This window comes from Pseudomonas sp. FH4, assembly GCF_000510915.2.
Taxonomy (GTDB): domain Bacteria; phylum Pseudomonadota; class Gammaproteobacteria; order Pseudomonadales; family Pseudomonadaceae; genus Aquipseudomonas; species Aquipseudomonas brenneri.
This window is the reverse complement of record NZ_AOHN01000044.1, coordinates 63,463-79,560: the sequence shown is the minus strand read 5'-3', so window position 1 is coordinate 79,560 and position 16,098 is coordinate 63,463. Positions and strand designations below refer to the sequence as shown.

Below are 16,098 nucleotides of genomic sequence, written 5' to 3'. Positions count from 1 at the left end.
CATGACCCTTATCAAAACTAGTCTCCTTAATAGTGTCGCTGTACTAGTTAAAATTTTTGCCCTTTTAGGTATAAATAAAGTTCTTGCTGTCTATGTGGGGCCTGCTGGTTATGCATCCTTGGGGCAGTTCCAGAATGCGATCACTATTATCACTACGTTTGCGAGCGGCGCGCTTAATACCGGAGTTACCAAATATACTGCTGAATATGTTGATGATGAACCCAAGCAAATAGAGATATGGAAAACGGCCGGAACACTTGCGCTAGGCATTTCATTAGTGTTCTCGGTGTTAGTTGCTGTATTTAGTTCTCGTCTTGCATATTTTTTTCTAAATGATGCAGCTTATTCAAGTGTGTTTTTGTGTTTTGCGGTAGCACTATCTTTTTTTGTGTTAAATGCATTATTGCTTGCAGTTCTAGTTGGTAAAAAAGAGGTTCCTCGTTATGTCATGGCAAATATCGTAGGTAGCCTTCTATCCATCGCTTTCGTGTTTTATTTTGTAACGCTATGGGGGTTGTACGGGGCTCTAATTGCATTGGCGAGTTATCAGTCGGTTGCATTTTTTATCACATTGATAATCTGCTGGAATTTGAAATGGTTTAAAATTTCAAATTTTTACGGAACCGTCAATCGTTTGGCTGCAAGAAACCTCGGAAAGTTTGCGTTGATGGCGGTAGTCTCAGCAGCTTGCGTACCATTCAGCCAAATTTTAGTAAGGCAGTATATTGTAGAGGACCTAGGGTCTGAGAGTGCGGGGTACTGGGAAGCAATTTGGCGTCTCAGTTCCGCGTATTTAATGCTAGTTACTACTGTTTTGTCAGTCTATTACCTACCGAAGTTATCTGAGCTTAAGCAGTATGATGAGATCAGAGCTGAAATTATAAATGGCGCGAAAATTATTGTTCCAGTGACGGTGCTGGGCGCGATTTCAATATATATATTACGATCATTTATAGTGGAGGTTCTTTTTTCAAAGGAGTTTCTTCCCGTTGAGAATGTCATGGGGTGGCAACTGATAGGGGATGTTCTAAAGATTACTAGCTGGCTTGTTGCTTATGTGTTTATCAGTAAGGCAAGGTTTAAGGTTTTTATATTTATTGAAGTGTTCTTTTCGATAACGTTTGTATTGCTGTCGATTTTTTTTATTTCCAAGTACGGGCTGGTTGGTGGAGCATACGCACATATTTTAAATTACATTGCGTGCCTAATATTTGTGATTTATAAATTTAGCAAGTTCAAGGTGTAATAAATTATGCTACGAAACATCAGGGGTTTCTTCATAAGAAAGAAAGATGCCGGGCGAGTGTATCTTTGGGTGTATATATGTCTCAATACGTTTTATGTTTATCCGGTTTTCGCGATTTTTAAGTTGCCCATAAATTTTTTGTATTCTTTATATCTTACGAATCGCCTGTGTGGGTTTAGTGTTTTGCCCAGGGTTTATTTCTCCGCCGAGATATTTAGAGTGAAAGTCACCAAGGCTCGTGGTGCAATAGTCCAGTCAGCCTCTAAGAATATTTTTATATTCGAGAACTGGTTAGGTGGTGATGAGGCTGCCTGCATTCATTTGGAGACGGCGTCAGCATTGCATGTCATTAATGAGTTCCATCTGGGCGATGGGTGTAAAATCCACCTTCAAAAGGGGGGAGTACTTACGTTAGGTGGTAAAAGCAGCACCCAAATATCAGGGATGACCTGCAAGAGTATTATATTGTGCTCATCTAATGTCAAAGTAGGGGAAGGGACTATCATTTCTTGGGGTTGTTATATAACTGACAGCACTCAGCACAGCATTAATGGGGCGGTAAAAGTAGCTCCCGTTTACATCGGTAGTCATGTTTGGATAAGCGAAGGCGTGACATGTGCCCCAGGGGCTAATGTTGGAGCTGGATGTATCATCGGTAGCAAGTCGTATGTTAACAAAACATTCGGTACGGCAAATTTTATTGCAGGTGCTCCAGCAGCCGTATTGAAAAACAACGTAATCTGGCATCGTTAGGTAAAATAGATAATGCTCACGATAGTTATTCCTTCTTATAATCATGCGGAGTACATTATTTCATGTCTCGACGCAGCGCTTGCTGTCGAGCCCGCGACTACTCAAGTTTTAGTAATCGATGATGGATCTCCAGATAATACTTTGACGGTCCTACAGGAATATTTGGATACGCACTCGGCCGCGAACAGGGTTACTGTTATTGCCAAGAAGAATTCAGGCCTAGTAAATTCCCTGAATTTAGCTCTGTCCATGATAGAGACTGAGTTCGTCTATTTTATTGCCTCGGATGATGTGGCCATTCCCGAGGGTATAAATAGAATGCTTTCGAAAGTTAGACAGTCACCTTATTTGAATTTCGTTATTGGTGGAGGTATTTATTTTTACGGTGATCGGGACGAGGAAGGACCTGTTTATAAAAGAAAACATAAGTCATTTTTTGAGCTGTCTCCAACCAAGCGGCATGATGCATTGTTTTTGGATTACCCGGCCCCAATACTTTTGCAATCGACATTGTTCAAAACATCTACATTAAGGGAAGTTGGTGGCTGGGACTCAAATCTGAAGCTGGATGATTACCCTATGTTTGTTAAATTGTTTCAGCATAGTGCGATGTATGACAAAGACTTTGCTTTTATGTCGAATGTGAATGTGGTTCGTTATCGGCAGCATGATTTAAATTCTTATAGAGATGTCGTTAAACAGTATGGCTTAGTGGAACAAACACTGGACAGCATCACACCTGAGAGACTGCGCGCGAAGGCTAAAGGTCGGGCGCTCGCTTTTTATTTTCTGGTGGCAATTAAGAGTCGTGCTTTCGGTGCGAGTGTTCAGATTTTAAAAGTAGCCGGTACAAAACAATCTATCAGAGGTATATTAAGTTTGCCCTATGTTGCTTATCTTCATTTATTGAGAGACAAGGTATGAGTGATATAGAGTTTTTCGACCTGGCGTTTGGAGACTTAAGTTTCTTGTTAGGTTGTATGACTTTAGTGATGGCTATTTTTTACCTGTCTATTCGGAAAAAAACAATCGCAGGCTATTTAGACCCCTTCCATTTTTATTGGACGTTTACGATGGGGTCTGCTTATGGCATTGTATTTTTTATGTACCTCGCCGGGAAAATTGAAACGTATTTGTTGCTGGTGTTGGTTTCATATTGTTTTGCATTTATTTGTGTTTTTTCTTTTTTTTATGGTCGGGTTTTTTGGTTCTCTAGAGCTACAAAACTTCTATTGGTACCACCGGGTAAGGGGCGATCAGAGTTTGCTATCATCATTATCCTATATACATTGCTAGCTGCGTTTTTAATTATTAATGTAGGTTTTGGTTCTTCCGCGGAAACAAATAGGTTTGAGCAGAACAGGGGGTTTGGTGCCTTCGTTCGTGTCGCTGATGGGTTTAGGCTTTTTGTTATTGCGTACTTGACGCTTTGGATTGTTCGTCGGGTTCGTAGTAAAAATATAAATCTAGTCACTATTTCAATGGTCGTTGTTCTTCTTGTTGATATCATCGTTAGTTCGTTTTTGAATGGTGCGAAATTTGCGATTCTTGAATCAATTTATGCGGTTATCTTGGTTTTGTTTTTTGCGCAGTTCAAAGTTCGTCTAAGTGTTACGAAGTTGTTTGTCTTGGGTACTGCTGTGCTACTGTTTGCGGGTTATATTTTAACCCGTAATTTGGAAAATAGTGGGGTTGATGCGACCGAGCGCGGTGTATATATGCCAGACTCGTCTGTGCTTGTAGAACGGTTGGTTCTTAGGGTTTTTGCGAATGCAGACAAATATTATTTTTCACTTCCAAACAACGTCATTGAACGCCTAGAAACGGATAGTTTTTTTCTCCAGATGCTTTCTCCTCTAGTAGGTGTTACTACTCTGAGTAAAGCCGTAGGCCATCAGGTAAATGACTACACCGTTGGGCGTCAAACACTTCTGTATTGGTATCCATCATTTGATGTCGCTGGAGGCCCCACCAGTCACTATGATCTTTTTTCATACAAGTATTTGGGATATTTTGGTGGGCTTCTTTTTGTGATGGTGCTGAGTTTTTTTCTCTGCTCCATTTCCACGATGTCCAAAGTGCCTGGTAGTGATTTTTATTATGCTCTCGCTGCGACGTTCTGGTTAAGAGCGCTACCGATGTTGTTGGAACCCGCTGTTGGTCTATCCTATGTTCTGGATATATTTATACTTTTTTTTGTTATTAAGGTTTTTGGCTTGATTCTCCGTATTTTTTCTCAGCGAGGCATAGTTTGTGTTAAGGAATGATGTTGTGATGAATGGGGTTTCTATTGTAGTTGTTACTTATAATCCCGACCTCGTTGAGTTTAAAGTGAATTTGGATAGCTACATTTTTCAAGTGTCCAAAATTTTTATCGTTGATAACTCTACCGATGAGGAGAGGCGTCAGGCGCTAGCGATGCTGGTTGTATCCGATCCTCGAATCGAACTTCTCCAGCAAACGGGAAATGTTGGGATCGCGCGGGCTCAAAACATCGGGATCTCCAGAGCCATAGCTGATGGTTTTGAGTTCGTCTTGGAGATGGATCAAGACTCTTCTCTGCCGAGTGATTATGTTTCCTCTATTGTCGTATCATACCGCGACCTTCATTCGGAAGGAGCACGGGTAGCAGGGGTAGGGCCTCTTGCTGTGAGCATTTCAACCGATCATATCTATGATGGGCTTTCCCGAGGGCGCGGGCGGATTGCGGTGGACTACACCCTCAGCTCGGGTTTTTTAATAGCCACTGAGGTCCTCAAATCGGTTGGATTGAAAAGAGAAGAGTTGTTTATCGATTTTGTTGACTGGGATTGGTGCTGGCGCGCGACGCAGAAAGGTTATAGGAGTTTTGTTGATTCAAAACTTGAGATAAATCATATGCTTGGAGACGGTCATATTAGGGTCCTGTATTGGTGGGTTGGGAAGCCAAATCCGATTCGACATTATTATCAGTATAGGAATTTCATTTTTTTGTTACGCCAAACATATGTGCCCACCAAATGGAAAATTAAGTACTCATTGATATTTTTAATGAAGGTTGTGATTTATCTTGCTTTTTTCGATCAGAAAAAAGTAAGACTTGGATATATATTGAGGGGGCTAAGGGATGCATGCCGAGGGAAAATGGGAGCCTTTTGATTGATCGCTCTTTATTTTATTTTGAAATCATGGAGCTTTTATGCAGGTTGCTAAGTTTTCGGTACTGATGTCTGTCTATATTCTAGAGAAACCTCAGTATCTCCATGAGTGTCTTGCCAGTATGGTCGATCAAGTCCTGCATCCGACAGAAATCATATTGGTTGAAGACGGTCCCATAACGCCAGAATTGTGTGATCAAATTGATCTTTTCAGAGATAGGCTAAATATTGTATCTGTACAATTAGATGTCAATGTTGGACTTTCTGCAGCCTTAAACGCGGGGTTGAAATATTGCAGCTACGATCTCGTTGCTCGAATGGACACCGATGATATCAGTTTGCCAGAGCGCTTTTTACGGCAAGTTGAGTACATGCAACGATTTCCACAGATATCGGTTTTGAGCGCCTGGATTGAGGAGCGTGACCAGGACATGAAGGGTGTTCGGAGTGTTCGCCGATTACCCGCGCATCATACTGAAATTGTGCGTTTTGCGAAAAGACGCAGTCCGGTGAGCCACCCTGTGGTCATTTTCAGAAAGTCTGCTGTCCTTTCGGTTGGTGGATATCCTGCTGTGTTTCCTGAAGACTATGGTTTATGGTCAATTATGATAGTACGAGGGCACGAGTTTGCTAATCTCCAAGAGGTGCTTTTACGGATGCGCACCGGTGAGGATTTTATTACTCGTAGGGGCGTTGGTTTTTTGAAGGGAGAGTTAAAGTTACTGTCGTACCAACGAAGTATCGGTTTTCTGACGCTTTTTGATTATGTAGTGAATTATGCTATTCGCTGTGCCGTACGCTTACCCCCGGATTGGGTTAAGAAAGCGCTATATAAATTTGCTCGATAACCTGGAGGCTCGTATGATTTTAGTGACTGGTGGCGCGGGTTATATAGGCACGCATACGTTAGTAGAGCTCATCGCCGCAGGTTATAATCCAGTAGTTTTTGATAATTTTTGTAATAGCTCAGTCAAGGCAATTGATCGGGTTCTTGAAATAACAGGTGTTACTGTTCCTGTTCATCATGGTGATATTCGTGATAAAGACGCATTGCGCAAGGTGTTCGAAACGTATCAAGACATTGATTCTGTTATTCATTTTGCTGGATTAAAGGCTGTCGGTGATTCAGTAAAAGACCCGCTAAACTATTATGATAACAACCTAGTGGGCACTATTACGTTATGTCAGGTTATGAGCGAATTTGGATGTAAGTCTATTGTGTTCAGTTCTTCAGCAACGGTCTATGGTGATCCAGACTCTGTGCCGATTAATGAGTCATTTCCATTAAAAGCTACTAATCCTTATGGCCGAACTAAAGTAATGGTTGAAGAGTTACTGCGAGATCTATTCGTGGCGGATAGCGATTGGAAGATTGCGCTGTTGCGTTACTTTAATCCTGTGGGTGCTCACCCCAGTGGATTAATCGGCGAAAATCCGTCTGGAATACCAAATAATCTGATGCCGTACCTTGCGCAAGTTGCGGTTGGCAAGCGAAATAAGCTTTCTATTTTTGGGGGCGATTACGCTACCATCGACGGGACAGGGGTAAGGGACTATATTCATGTTGTCGATTTGGCAAAAGGTCACGTGAAAGCGCTTCAGACTATCGATACTCCGAAGGTTTTGACCGTCAACCTTGGAACTGGTGTGGGGTACTCCGTCTTGGAGCTTCTACACGCGTTTGAATCCGCGTCCGAGAAGACAGTGCCTTACGAGGTTGTCGATCGACGGCCTGGCGACATTGCTGTGTGCTACACCGATCCTAGTGAGGCTCAGCGTCAGCTCGGGTGGAGTGCTCAGTTGGGGGTGGACGATATGTGTAGGGATGTTTGGAGATGGCAATCGCGCAATCCTGATGGCTATTAATGACTAGAGTCCTGCTTGATGAAAAAGATATTGATAACCGGTGCTTCCGGATTTGTAGGTCGTAGTCTTGCTGCGAGATTTTTATTAGAGCCGTCGTTGGATGTCGTCTTGGCTATTCGAAAGTCCGTGGAGGCCACGTCTGATCGCGCGACGGTCGTTTCGGTTGGGGATATTAACGGTGACACACAATGGGCCCATGCTCTTCAGGGGGTTGATATCGTGGTGCATGCTGCAGCTCGTGCTCATGTCCTTAGCGAAAGCAGTGCGAACCCCAGCGTCGAGTTTAGAAAAACGAATGTTGACGGTACTCTGGCATTGGCTCGCCAAGCCGCAGAGGCCGGAGTTAAGCGATTTGTATTCATCAGTTCGATTGGGGTAAATGGTGCTGAAACCAGAGAGCACTCGTTCACAGAGTCGTCAATTGTTGCTCCTCAAGCCGAATACGCGTTTTCTAAGCTGGAGGGGGAAAATGGGCTGAAGAAACTGCTGGCGGACTACAGTATGGAATTGGTCATTATCCGTCCGCCACTTGTTTATTCAGCATGTGCCCCTGGAAATTTCAAACGCTTAGTAAAATTAGTGTCTGCACGAGTTCCGTTACCTTTTTTATGTGTAAAAAACAAACGTAGTTTAATTGCCCTGGAAAACCTGGTTGATTTTATATTTGTTTGCTCGGCTCATCCAAAGGCAGCCAATGAGCTGTTTCTTATTTCGGATGGCGAGGATGTATCAACAGCCGATATTGTAAAGCGGTTGGGTGAAGGGATGGGGCATAAAGTGCGACTGTTTTATGTTCCAAGATGGATCGCAGTTTTAGGTTTTACGATGATTGGGAGGAGATCCATATACTCGCAATTGTACGGATCATTAGTTGTCGACTCTTCGAAGGCTTTTGACCTTCTAGGTTGGCGTCCTGTTTTAAGCCCATCTTTAGCGATTAAGCTTGCTGGGGGTAATTTCAAAAAAACATAAGTTCTTAATTCGTTATTTTATTTTTATTGTGAAATTTGGAATTTTTCTCTGATGATTTACTGGCTTTTGTTACCCACAATTACATTGCTATCTTTGGTGCTTACGGGTGCCTTGCGGCGCTATGCGCTGTCGAAGAGCTTATTGGATATCCCCAACGCGCGAAGTTCTCATTCAATGCCTACTCCGCGGGGGGGCGGTGTGGCTATCGTTGTCGTTTTTTTGTTTTCTTTACCTGTTTTTGGGGTGATTGGATCCGTTCAATGGAATCTAATCTGGGCGTTGCTTGGTACGGGAGCGGGGATCGCGGTACTGGGTTTTTTGGATGATCATGGTCATATTGCCGCCCGGTGGCGGTTGCTTGGACATTTTGCAGGTGCTTCTTGGGCGTTATTCTGGATTAATGGGCTGGCCCCAATACAAATACTTGGGGTTTCTTTGGATTTAAGTTGGGCAGGTTACTTGTTCGCTGCGGTGTATTTGGTATGGATGCTCAATCTCTACAATTTTATGGACGGTATTGATGGTATCGCCAGCGTGCAAGCCATTTGTGCCTGCCTTGGTGCAGCTCTAATCTATTGGTTGGCAGGTTATATGGAGCTAGTGGTGGCACCACTGCTACTGGCATTTGCTGTTTTTGGATTTTTGTTTTGGAATTTCCCTCCTGCACGAATCTTCATGGGGGATGCGGGTAGCGGTTTTCTCGGAGTCATGCTTGGAATTCTATCGCTTTACGCAGCGTGGACTGCTCCTCAGTTACTCTGGATGTGGCTTATTTTGCTGGGGGTATTTATCGTTGATGCGACCTTAACTCTGGTGAGGCGTTTAGTGCGGGGTGACAAGGTTTATGAGGCCCATAGAAGTCACGCTTACCAGTACGCATCTCGTCAGTTCGGCAAGCATTTGCCGGTCACGCTAGCTGTTCTGGCAGTTAATTTTTTTGTATTGTTGCCAATTGCATTGTGTGTTGGATTATCCAAGATTGACGGTTTTGTTGGTCTGATCCTTGCGTACATCCCGCTACTTGCTTTGGCTTTTCGCTACCACGCCGGGGCGTTAGAAAAAACTGATCTTTAGGTAAGAGGTTCAAAATGAGAGTAAGCTAACTTTTGCTTACACGAATGATGCGTAGTGGTGATTTTGGTTTAGGGCAGCGAGAGGCGAGCAACAGGATTATGGACAAAATTCGAACAACGTTACTAGGCCTTCCACGTCGACAAAAGCGTGTGATTCAGGTGGTTGCGGACATTCTGTTGGTTTGGTTGGCTCTCTGGCTTGCATTTGTCGTGCGCCTAGGTATTGATGAGATGAGTAACCCTGTGAGGCAACACTTATGGCTGTTCCTCAGCTGTCCGGTTATTTCTATTCCGTTGTTTATTCGTTTTGGTATGTATCGTGCGGTAATGCGTTACTTTGGTAATGATGCGTTAATCGCAATTATTAAAGCTGTTAGTTTGTCTTCTCTTGTCCTGGGGGTTGTTGTTTATTGGTACAGCAACCACCAGAATGTAGTTCCACGCTCGATCATATTCAACTATTGGTGGTTGAGTTTGATTATGGTAGGTGGTTTGCGACTCGGTATGCGTCAATACTTTTTAGGTGATTGGTTCTCCGCTGCGCAACATGTTCCGTTCGCCAGCCGCGATGATGGTCTTCCGAAAGTTGCGATTTATGGCGCAGGCGCAGCGGGAAACCAATTGGTTGCTGCTTTGCGAATGGGGCGTGTCATGCGCCCTGTGGCTTTTATAGATGATGATAGCAGCATTGCTGATCGGGTAATCTCAGGCTTGCAGGTCTATAAACCGAAGCATATTCAGCAAATGATCGATATTACCGGTGCGCAAGAAATACTGCTGGCAATACCTTCTTCCTCTCGGGGTAGAAGGCGTGAGGTTCTTGGTTTGTTGGAGGGTTTTCCGCTTCACGTCCGTAGCGTCCCTGGATTTATGGACTTGGCGAGTGGACGAGTTAAGGTAGACGATATTCAAGAGGTTGATATCGCGGACCTTTTGGGGCGTGACTCGGTGCCTGCACAAGGCGAATTGTTGGAGCACTGTATCAAGGGACAAGTCGTTTTTGTAACTGGTGCAGGTGGTTCCATTGGTTCAGAGTTATGTCGTCAGATACTGTCACTTAGACCAACAGCTTTGCTGTTGTTTGAACACAGTGAGTTCAACCTTTACAGTATTGCATCTGAACTTGAGCAGCGCGTGATTCGTGAGTCATTACCTGTGCGACTTTTACCTATCCTCGGGTCAGTACGTAATCAGCCCAAGCTTTTGGACGTGATGAAAACTTGGCGTGTGGATACTGTCTATCATGCTGCTGCCTATAAGCATGTACCTATGGTTGAACACAACATTGCCGAAGGCGTGTTGAACAACGTTATTGGAACCTTGAACACTGCACAGGCTGCGCTCCAGGCAGGTGTCACCAATTTCGTATTGATCTCTACCGATAAGGCTGTTCGTCCTACGAATGTCATGGGCAGCACCAAGCGTCTGGCCGAGCTGACGTTGCAAGCCCTGAGTCGTGAACTGGCGCCGGTATTGTTCGGTGACAACGCCAATATTTCCCGCGTCAACAAAACCCGTTTCACCATGGTGCGCTTCGGTAATGTGTTGGGTTCCTCTGGCTCGGTGATTCCGCTGTTTCACAAGCAAATCAAGTCCGGCGGGCCTCTGACCGTGACCCATCCGAAAATCACGCGCTACTTCATGACCATCCCCGAAGCTGCGCAGTTGGTCATTCAGGCGGGCTCCATGGGGCAGGGTGGTGATGTGTTTGTGCTGGACATGGGCGAGCCGGTGAAGATCGTTGAACTGGCCGAGAAAATGATCCACTTGTCCGGCCTTAGCGTACGCTCCGACAAAAATCCCCATGGCGACATTGCCATCGAATTTTCTGGATTGCGCCCTGGGGAGAAGCTCTACGAAGAGTTGCTCATCGGTGACAATGTTGTCGCGACCCAGCACCCGATGATCATGAGTGCCAACGAAGATCACCTGCCATGGGATCTACTGAAGGACAAGCTGACTCAATTGCTCGCGGCAGTGGAAGCGGACGACTACAACCGCGTCCGCCAGCTCTTGCGCGATACCGTCAGCGGTTATGCCCCAGACGGTGAGATCGTCGATTGGATCTACCAGCAACGTCGCTTGGAGCCCTGAGTTAACACCCTGTAACTCACCCATTTTTGACTATCTCCCCACATCACCTAAGTTTGAAAAGCAGCTTCGGAAAGCTGCTTTTCCCACTGATGTCATGGAGCGTCTCTAATGCGTAAATCCGTTTTATCCTCCCTGGTTTTCGCCGTCCTCACCAGCCTGTCAGTCGCGGCCTTAGCCGCCCCATCGGCCAAGCCCGAGGCGCCAGTGCCGGTAGGGGCCCAGGTAGACAAAAGCGAACAGCCAACCCCAAAAATCAACCTAAACGCAGCCGACGCTGAAACCCTGCGCCGCGATTTGTTCGGCATTGGCGCAGCCAAGGCCAAGGCGATCATCGCTTATCGCGAGTCCAATGGATCGTTCACGGCGGTAGATGAGTTGTTGGAAGTGAAAGGGATCGGCAAGTCACTTCTGGAGAAGAATCGCGACAGGCTGGAGGTTAAGTAATCAACGCAGGAGGCCGGTCATTGACCGGCCTTTTTTGCGTCAGCAGTGGCTGTATTGATCCCGGTCTTCAGGCTTTCCCGCACGACGTCGAGTATGCGTGTCGCCAGTTCCGGATTGTCGACACTGCGCGCCAACACCAAGGCGCCTACCAGTGTCGACATGATCACCAGGCTTTGTTCGTCCGCGCTGGGGCTGGCCAATGCGGTTTCGATTTGCTTGAGTCGGGCGTCGAGGACTGTATCGGTAGTGGGGCTTTGTTGCCCGCGCTGGCCCAGTTCCGATGACATGGTGGGCAACGGGCAGCCTTGATCGGGGGATGTGTGGTGCCACTCGGACAAGTAGCTGTCGATGAAGGCTTCCAGCGGTCGTTCCTGGCTGAAGAGCATTTCGCAGTGGGCGTCCAGTTCGGTGGCGGCGGCTTGCAGGGCCTTTTCCACCAGTTCGTCCTTGGATTTGAAGTGGGCGTAGAACCCGCCATGGGTCAGGTTCAGGGCTTTCATCAGGGGTTGCAGGCCGGTGGCGCCGATGCCGTCGCGGCGAAACCGGACCGATGCCTCTTTAATGATGCGCTGGTGGGTTTGAGCTTTGTGATTTTGCGAGTAGCGCATGAGAGGCCCCTCTGAAACATTGGGCCATATTAACCAAGGTCGGGTGCTGTTTCTCGGCTGTATTACAAAATACCTGAACCGATTCGCCTGGCGTGCTGCCGGTCAAGGTCAGCACGGGGCGTTTGCTTCAACGATCCTGCGCGTCCTTGGCGTCCGCTTGAGCATTGCGCTCGGCGACACGTTTGCGTTGTTCGTCGGTCAATTCCACTTTGTTGGCGCTGTCACGCAGCATCATCAAGCCACCAACGATCGAACCGATGGCGACCACCATGATCAACCAGGCATACCAGGGCATAGGGCTCTCCTTGAGGCCGACTACCATGGGGAAGATTCCCCACGGCACTATCAGCTTTGAGTGACGACGTCCGTCAGTCGTTCCATTGTAGGCCCGTTCTGCCTCGCTGGTTTAGAGCCCGGTCAACATGGCATCCGCCGGTGCATCGGCGCGGTCTTGGGCGGTCAGTTGGAAGTAGATGAAGCCTACCGCCATGAACCCGAGGAAGATCAGGCCGATCAAGGTGTTGAACCACGCCATGGCCACCAGGCACACCAGTGCGAGGATCAGCGCGATGGCCGGCACGACGGGGTAGCCCGGTGCGCGGAAGGTGCGCTCCAGCAAAGGTTCGCTCTTACGCAGCTTGAACAGGCTGAGCATGCTCATGATGTACATGACGATGGCGCCGAACACGGCCATGGTGATCATTGCGGCGGTGAGGGTCATGCCGCCGAGGTTGATCAGGCCATCGCTGTAGATTGCGGCGATGCCCACCACGCCGCCGGCAATGATGGCCCGATGGGGTGTCTGGAAGCGCGACAGTTTGGCCAGGGAGGAGGGCAGGTAGCCGGCGCGGGCCAGGGCGAAGAACTGGCGCGAGTAGCCGAGGATGATCCCGTGGAAGCTGGCCACCAGGCCAAACAGGCCGATCCACACCAGCATATGCAGCCAGCCGGAGTTTTCGCCCACCACGGTTTTCATCGCCTGGGGCAATGGGTCGTTGATGTTCGACAGGGTGCGCCAGTCACCCACGCCGCCAGCAAAGAACATCACGCCCATGGCCAGGATTACCAGGGTCAGGATGCCGCTGATATAGGCCTTGGGAATCGTGCGTTTCGGGTCCTTGGCTTCTTCGGCGGCCATGGCGGCGCCTTCGATGGCGAGGAAGAACCAGATGGCGAAGGGGATCGCCGCGAACATCCCGGCAATCGCCGGGGCGCCAAAGGTGTCGGAGCCCGCCCAGCCGTTGAGGGCGAAATTACTGAAACTGAAGGCCGGCGCGACCACGCCCATGAACACCAGCAGTTCGGCCACGGCCAGTACACACACCACCAACTCGAAGGTCGCGGCCAGTTTGACCCCGAGAATGTTCAACCCCATGAACACGAAGTACGCCCCGACCGCCGCGTGTTTCGGGTCCAGGGCCGGGAATTGCACATTCAGGTAGGCGCCAATGGCCAGGGCAATGGCCGGGGGCGCGAAGACGAACTCGATCAAGGTGGCCAGCCCTGCGATCAACCCACCTTTTTCTCCAAAGGCCCGGCGGCTGTAGGCAAACGGCCCTCCTGCGTGGGGAATCGCGGTGGTCAGTTCGGTGAAACTGAAGATGAAACAGGTGTACATGGCGGCGACCATCAACGACGTCACCAGAAAGCCCAGCGTCCCGGCTACGCCCCAGCCATAGCTCCAGCCAAAGTACTCGCCGGAGATCACCAGCCCCACGGCGATGCCCCACAGGTGCAAGGTGCCCAAGGTGGGTTTGAGTTGTGTGTTCATTGTGCTGCTCCCTGAACGGTTTTGAATGTTTCAGGACATTGCAGCGGCCATGCCAGCTTGAAAAAGGGTGTCGCAAAGGGCTGGAACTGTCGTGTGGGAGATAGTCTGTTGTTTGAGACCGTTATTTCGTGCACCAGAGTAGGGCGGTGGTGGCTATGCTGACGCTATCGCGTGCTTGCCCGCGATAGCGGTCTCAACAGCCCCACAAACCTCACGTTCACCCCACTCTTTACGCCCTCTTTACGCCCCCTCCACCCCCTCGCCCTCGTTCCTTTACGCCACTCCTGCGGACAATGCCCCCATACGCGGCAGTCGCCGTATGACGGAGAAACTTCCATGAGTGTTCTGGACGGGGTGTCACTGCTATTGGCCGTGGCGCTGTTCATTTATCTGCTGGTTGCGCTGTTGCGCGCGGACCGGGGTTAGGAGCGGCTATGCACAGTTATGACTATTGGCTGATCATCGCCTTCTTCGCCGTGGTGCTGGTTCCGGCGCCATTTCTGGGGCGGTTCTACTACAAGGTGATGGAAGGGCAGCGCACCTGGCTTACGCCGGTGTTCGGGCCGGTCGAGCGCGTTTGTTATCGCGTGGCTGGGGTCGATGCGCAACAAGAGCAAAGTTGGCAGAAGTACACGTTGGCCCTGCTGGCCTTCAACCTCGCCGGATTTTTACTACTCTTTGCGATCCTGCTCTTCCAGGACTACTTGCCCCTCAACCCGCAGCAATTGCCCGGGCAGGAGTGGACGCAGGCGTTCAACACCGCGGTCAGTTTCATGACCAACACCAACTGGCAGTCCTACAGCGGTGAGGCGACTCTCAGCTACCTGAGCCAGATGGTCGGCCTGACCGTGCAGAACTTTGTCAGTGCGGCCACCGGCCTTGCCGTCCTCGTCGCCCTTTGCCGTGGGATTGGTCGCAAGTCCGCCAGCACCTTGGGCAATTTCTGGGTAGACATGACCCGCGCCACCCTTTATGGCCTGTTGCCGTTGTGCCTGGTACTGGCGCTGTTTCTGGTCTGGCAGGGCGTGCCGCAAACCTTCGCTCATTACGTTGATGCATTGACCCTGCAAGGCATCGACCAGGTGATCCCGCTCGGCCCGGCTGCCAGCCAGATTGCGATCAAGCAACTGGGGACCAACGGCGGTGGCTTCTTTGGTGTCAACTCGGCGCACCCGTTCGAAGACCCTACGGCCTGGGCCAACCTGTTTGAAGTGGCGGCGATCATCATGATCCCGGTGGCGCTGGTGTTCACCTTTGGCCACTACGTCAAGGACCTGCGCCAGAGCCGCGCGATCCTCGGCTGCATGCTCGCGCTGTTCCTGATTGGCGGTGCGGTGTCGTTGTGGTCCGAGTACCAGCCCAACCCGACCCTGAACAACCCGGCCGTCGAGCAGACTGCACCGCTGGAAGGCAAGGAAGCACGCTTCGGTACCACCGGCACGGTGTTGTGGTCGGTGACCACCACGGCGGCGTCCAACGGTTCGGTCAACGGCATGCAGGACAGCCTCAACCCCCTGAGCGGGATGGTGGCGCTGGTCAATATGATGGTTGGCGAGGTGATCTTCGGCGGCGTCGGCGCCGGCATGTACGGCATGTTGCTCAACGTGTTGATCGCGGTATTCCTCGCCGGCTTGATGATTGGCCGCACCCCGGAATACCTCGGCAAGAAACTCCAGGCCCGGGAAGTGCAACTGCTGGTGGTGACCCTGCTGGTGATGCCCGTAGGCGTCCTGGTGCTTGGCGCAATTGCCGCCAGCGTGCCGGCTACCGCCGCGACCATCAGCAACCCTGGCCCCCATGGTTTCAGCCAGTTGCTGTACGCCTACACCTCGGCCAGTGCCAACAACGGCTCGGCCTTTGGTGGTCTGGGCGCCAACACACCGTTTCACAACCTGATGCTCGGGTTGGGCATGTTGATCGGGCGCTTTGGCTACATCCTCCCGGTACTGGCCCTGGCCGGCAGCCTGGCGATGAAGAAAAGCGCACCGATTGGCCAGAACAGTTTCCCGACCCACGGCCCGTTGTTCGTGACGTTGTTGACCGTGACCATTTTGCTGGTGGGCGGCCTGACGTTCCTGCCGACGCTGGCACTGGGCCCTATCGCTGAACACCTGAGCATGGGTTTCTAAGGGGT

General features: G+C 49.4%; 16 protein-coding genes. 13 read left to right on the top strand and 3 right to left on the bottom strand.

Going from position 1 to position 16,098, the window contains the following annotated elements; all coding sequences use genetic code 11:
* The first annotated feature begins 1 nt into the window (after position 1).
* From H097_RS24710 to H097_RS24670, 11 genes are all read left to right on the top strand, one after another.
* Positions 2-1,246 (top strand): O-antigen translocase, encoded by a 1,245-nt coding sequence (locus H097_RS24710; RefSeq protein ID WP_032863137.1) that lies wholly within the window; start codon positions 2-4, stop codon positions 1,244-1,246.
* A 219-nt stretch (positions 1,247-1,465) separates the two neighbouring features.
* Entirely contained in the window at positions 1,466-1,999 is a 534-nt protein-coding gene (locus H097_RS28035; protein ID WP_162237658.1) for a hypothetical protein, read from the top strand.
* Positions 2,000-2,011: 12 nt separating this feature from the next.
* The gene (locus H097_RS24705) at positions 2,012-2,923 is read left to right on the top strand and encodes a glycosyltransferase family 2 protein (protein ID WP_032863134.1); all 912 of its coding nucleotides are present in this window, start codon (positions 2,012-2,014) and stop codon (positions 2,921-2,923) included.
* Positions 2,920-4,266, top strand: coding sequence for a hypothetical protein (locus tag H097_RS24700; protein WP_032863126.1), 1,347 nt, complete (start codon positions 2,920-2,922; stop codon positions 4,264-4,266). The genes H097_RS24705 and H097_RS24700 overlap by 4 nt, the downstream gene beginning before the upstream one ends.
* A gap of 7 nt (positions 4,267-4,273) precedes the next feature.
* Positions 4,274-5,137 (top strand): glycosyltransferase family 2 protein, encoded by an 864-nt coding sequence (locus H097_RS24695; RefSeq protein ID WP_050593443.1) that lies wholly within the window; start codon positions 4,274-4,276, stop codon positions 5,135-5,137.
* Positions 5,138-5,177: 40 nt separating this feature from the next.
* Complete coding sequence (locus tag H097_RS24690) at positions 5,178-5,984, top strand: glycosyltransferase (protein ID WP_032863124.1); 807 nt, start codon at positions 5,178-5,180, stop codon at positions 5,982-5,984.
* Between the two features lie 13 nt (positions 5,985-5,997).
* The gene (galE, locus tag H097_RS24685) at positions 5,998-7,002 is read left to right on the top strand and encodes a UDP-glucose 4-epimerase GalE (RefSeq protein ID WP_032863122.1); all 1,005 of its coding nucleotides are present in this window, start codon (positions 5,998-6,000) and stop codon (positions 7,000-7,002) included.
* An 18-nt stretch (positions 7,003-7,020) separates the two neighbouring features.
* A complete protein-coding gene (locus H097_RS28030) occupies positions 7,021-7,974 on the top strand; it encodes an NAD-dependent epimerase/dehydratase family protein (protein WP_082445667.1) in 954 nt (317 codons plus the stop codon).
* A gap of 51 nt (positions 7,975-8,025) precedes the next feature.
* Positions 8,026-9,048: a glycosyltransferase family 4 protein gene (locus H097_RS24680; protein ID WP_032863120.1), complete on the top strand. Its 1,023-nt coding sequence runs from the start codon at positions 8,026-8,028 to the stop codon at positions 9,046-9,048.
* A 95-nt stretch (positions 9,049-9,143) separates the two neighbouring features.
* Complete coding sequence (locus H097_RS24675) at positions 9,144-11,141, top strand: nucleoside-diphosphate sugar epimerase/dehydratase (RefSeq protein WP_162237659.1); 1,998 nt, start codon at positions 9,144-9,146, stop codon at positions 11,139-11,141.
* Positions 11,142-11,249: 108 nt separating this feature from the next.
* A complete protein-coding gene (locus H097_RS24670; protein WP_032863118.1) occupies positions 11,250-11,585 on the top strand; it encodes a helix-hairpin-helix domain-containing protein in 336 nt (111 codons plus the stop codon).
* 17 nt (positions 11,586-11,602) lie between these two features.
* Here the strand turns inward: H097_RS24670 and H097_RS24665 are convergent, their stop codons facing one another.
* The 3 genes from H097_RS24665 to eat form a co-directional block, all read right to left on the bottom strand.
* Positions 11,603-12,193 carry a TetR/AcrR family transcriptional regulator gene (locus H097_RS24665; protein ID WP_032863116.1) on the bottom strand — a complete coding sequence of 197 codons (591 nt, stop codon included), beginning with the start codon at positions 12,191-12,193 and terminating at the stop codon, positions 11,603-11,605.
* Positions 12,194-12,320: 127 nt separating this feature from the next.
* Positions 12,321-12,488 (bottom strand): DUF2897 family protein, encoded by a 168-nt coding sequence (locus H097_RS28025; protein ID WP_003172675.1) that lies wholly within the window; start codon positions 12,486-12,488, stop codon positions 12,321-12,323.
* Between the two features lie 111 nt (positions 12,489-12,599).
* On the bottom strand, positions 12,600-13,964 hold the full coding sequence (gene eat, locus H097_RS24660; protein ID WP_032863114.1) for an ethanolamine permease: 1,365 nt from the start codon (positions 13,962-13,964) through the stop codon (positions 12,600-12,602).
* Positions 13,965-14,300: 336 nt separating this feature from the next.
* Between eat and kdpF the strand changes: the two genes are divergently transcribed.
* Entirely contained in the window at positions 14,301-14,390 is a 90-nt protein-coding gene (gene kdpF, locus H097_RS24655; RefSeq protein WP_032863112.1) for a K(+)-transporting ATPase subunit F, read from the top strand.
* Positions 14,391-14,398: 8 nt separating this feature from the next.
* Positions 14,399-16,093, top strand: coding sequence for a potassium-transporting ATPase subunit KdpA (gene kdpA, locus H097_RS24650; RefSeq protein WP_032863110.1), 1,695 nt, complete (start codon positions 14,399-14,401; stop codon positions 16,091-16,093).
* Positions 16,094-16,098: the final 5 nt, after the last annotated feature.

Coding starts and splice junctions, on each gene's coding strand:
- H097_RS24695 (WP_050593443.1), top strand. CDS start 4,274: ATGAATGGGGTTTCTATTGTAGTTGTTACTTATAATCCCGACCTCGTT.
- H097_RS24700 (WP_032863126.1), top strand. CDS start 2,920: ATGAGTGATATAGAGTTTTTCGACCTGGCGTTTGGAGACTTAAGTTTC.
- H097_RS24680 (WP_032863120.1), top strand. CDS start 8,026: ATGATTTACTGGCTTTTGTTACCCACAATTACATTGCTATCTTTGGTG.
- H097_RS24670 (WP_032863118.1), top strand. CDS start 11,250: ATGCGTAAATCCGTTTTATCCTCCCTGGTTTTCGCCGTCCTCACCAGC.
- H097_RS28030 (WP_082445667.1), top strand. CDS start 7,021: ATGAAAAAGATATTGATAACCGGTGCTTCCGGATTTGTAGGTCGTAGT.
- H097_RS28025 (WP_003172675.1), bottom strand. CDS start 12,488: ATGCCCTGGTATGCCTGGTTGATCATGGTGGTCGCCATCGGTTCGATC.
- H097_RS24710 (WP_032863137.1), top strand. CDS start 2: ATGACCCTTATCAAAACTAGTCTCCTTAATAGTGTCGCTGTACTAGTT.
- H097_RS24665 (WP_032863116.1), bottom strand. CDS start 12,193: ATGCGCTACTCGCAAAATCACAAAGCTCAAACCCACCAGCGCATCATT.
- eat (WP_032863114.1), bottom strand. CDS start 13,964: ATGAACACACAACTCAAACCCACCTTGGGCACCTTGCACCTGTGGGGC.
- kdpF (WP_032863112.1), top strand. CDS start 14,301: ATGAGTGTTCTGGACGGGGTGTCACTGCTATTGGCCGTGGCGCTGTTC.
- galE (WP_032863122.1), top strand. CDS start 5,998: ATGATTTTAGTGACTGGTGGCGCGGGTTATATAGGCACGCATACGTTA.
- H097_RS24705 (WP_032863134.1), top strand. CDS start 2,012: ATGCTCACGATAGTTATTCCTTCTTATAATCATGCGGAGTACATTATT.
- H097_RS24690 (WP_032863124.1), top strand. CDS start 5,178: ATGCAGGTTGCTAAGTTTTCGGTACTGATGTCTGTCTATATTCTAGAG.
- kdpA (WP_032863110.1), top strand. CDS start 14,399: ATGCACAGTTATGACTATTGGCTGATCATCGCCTTCTTCGCCGTGGTG.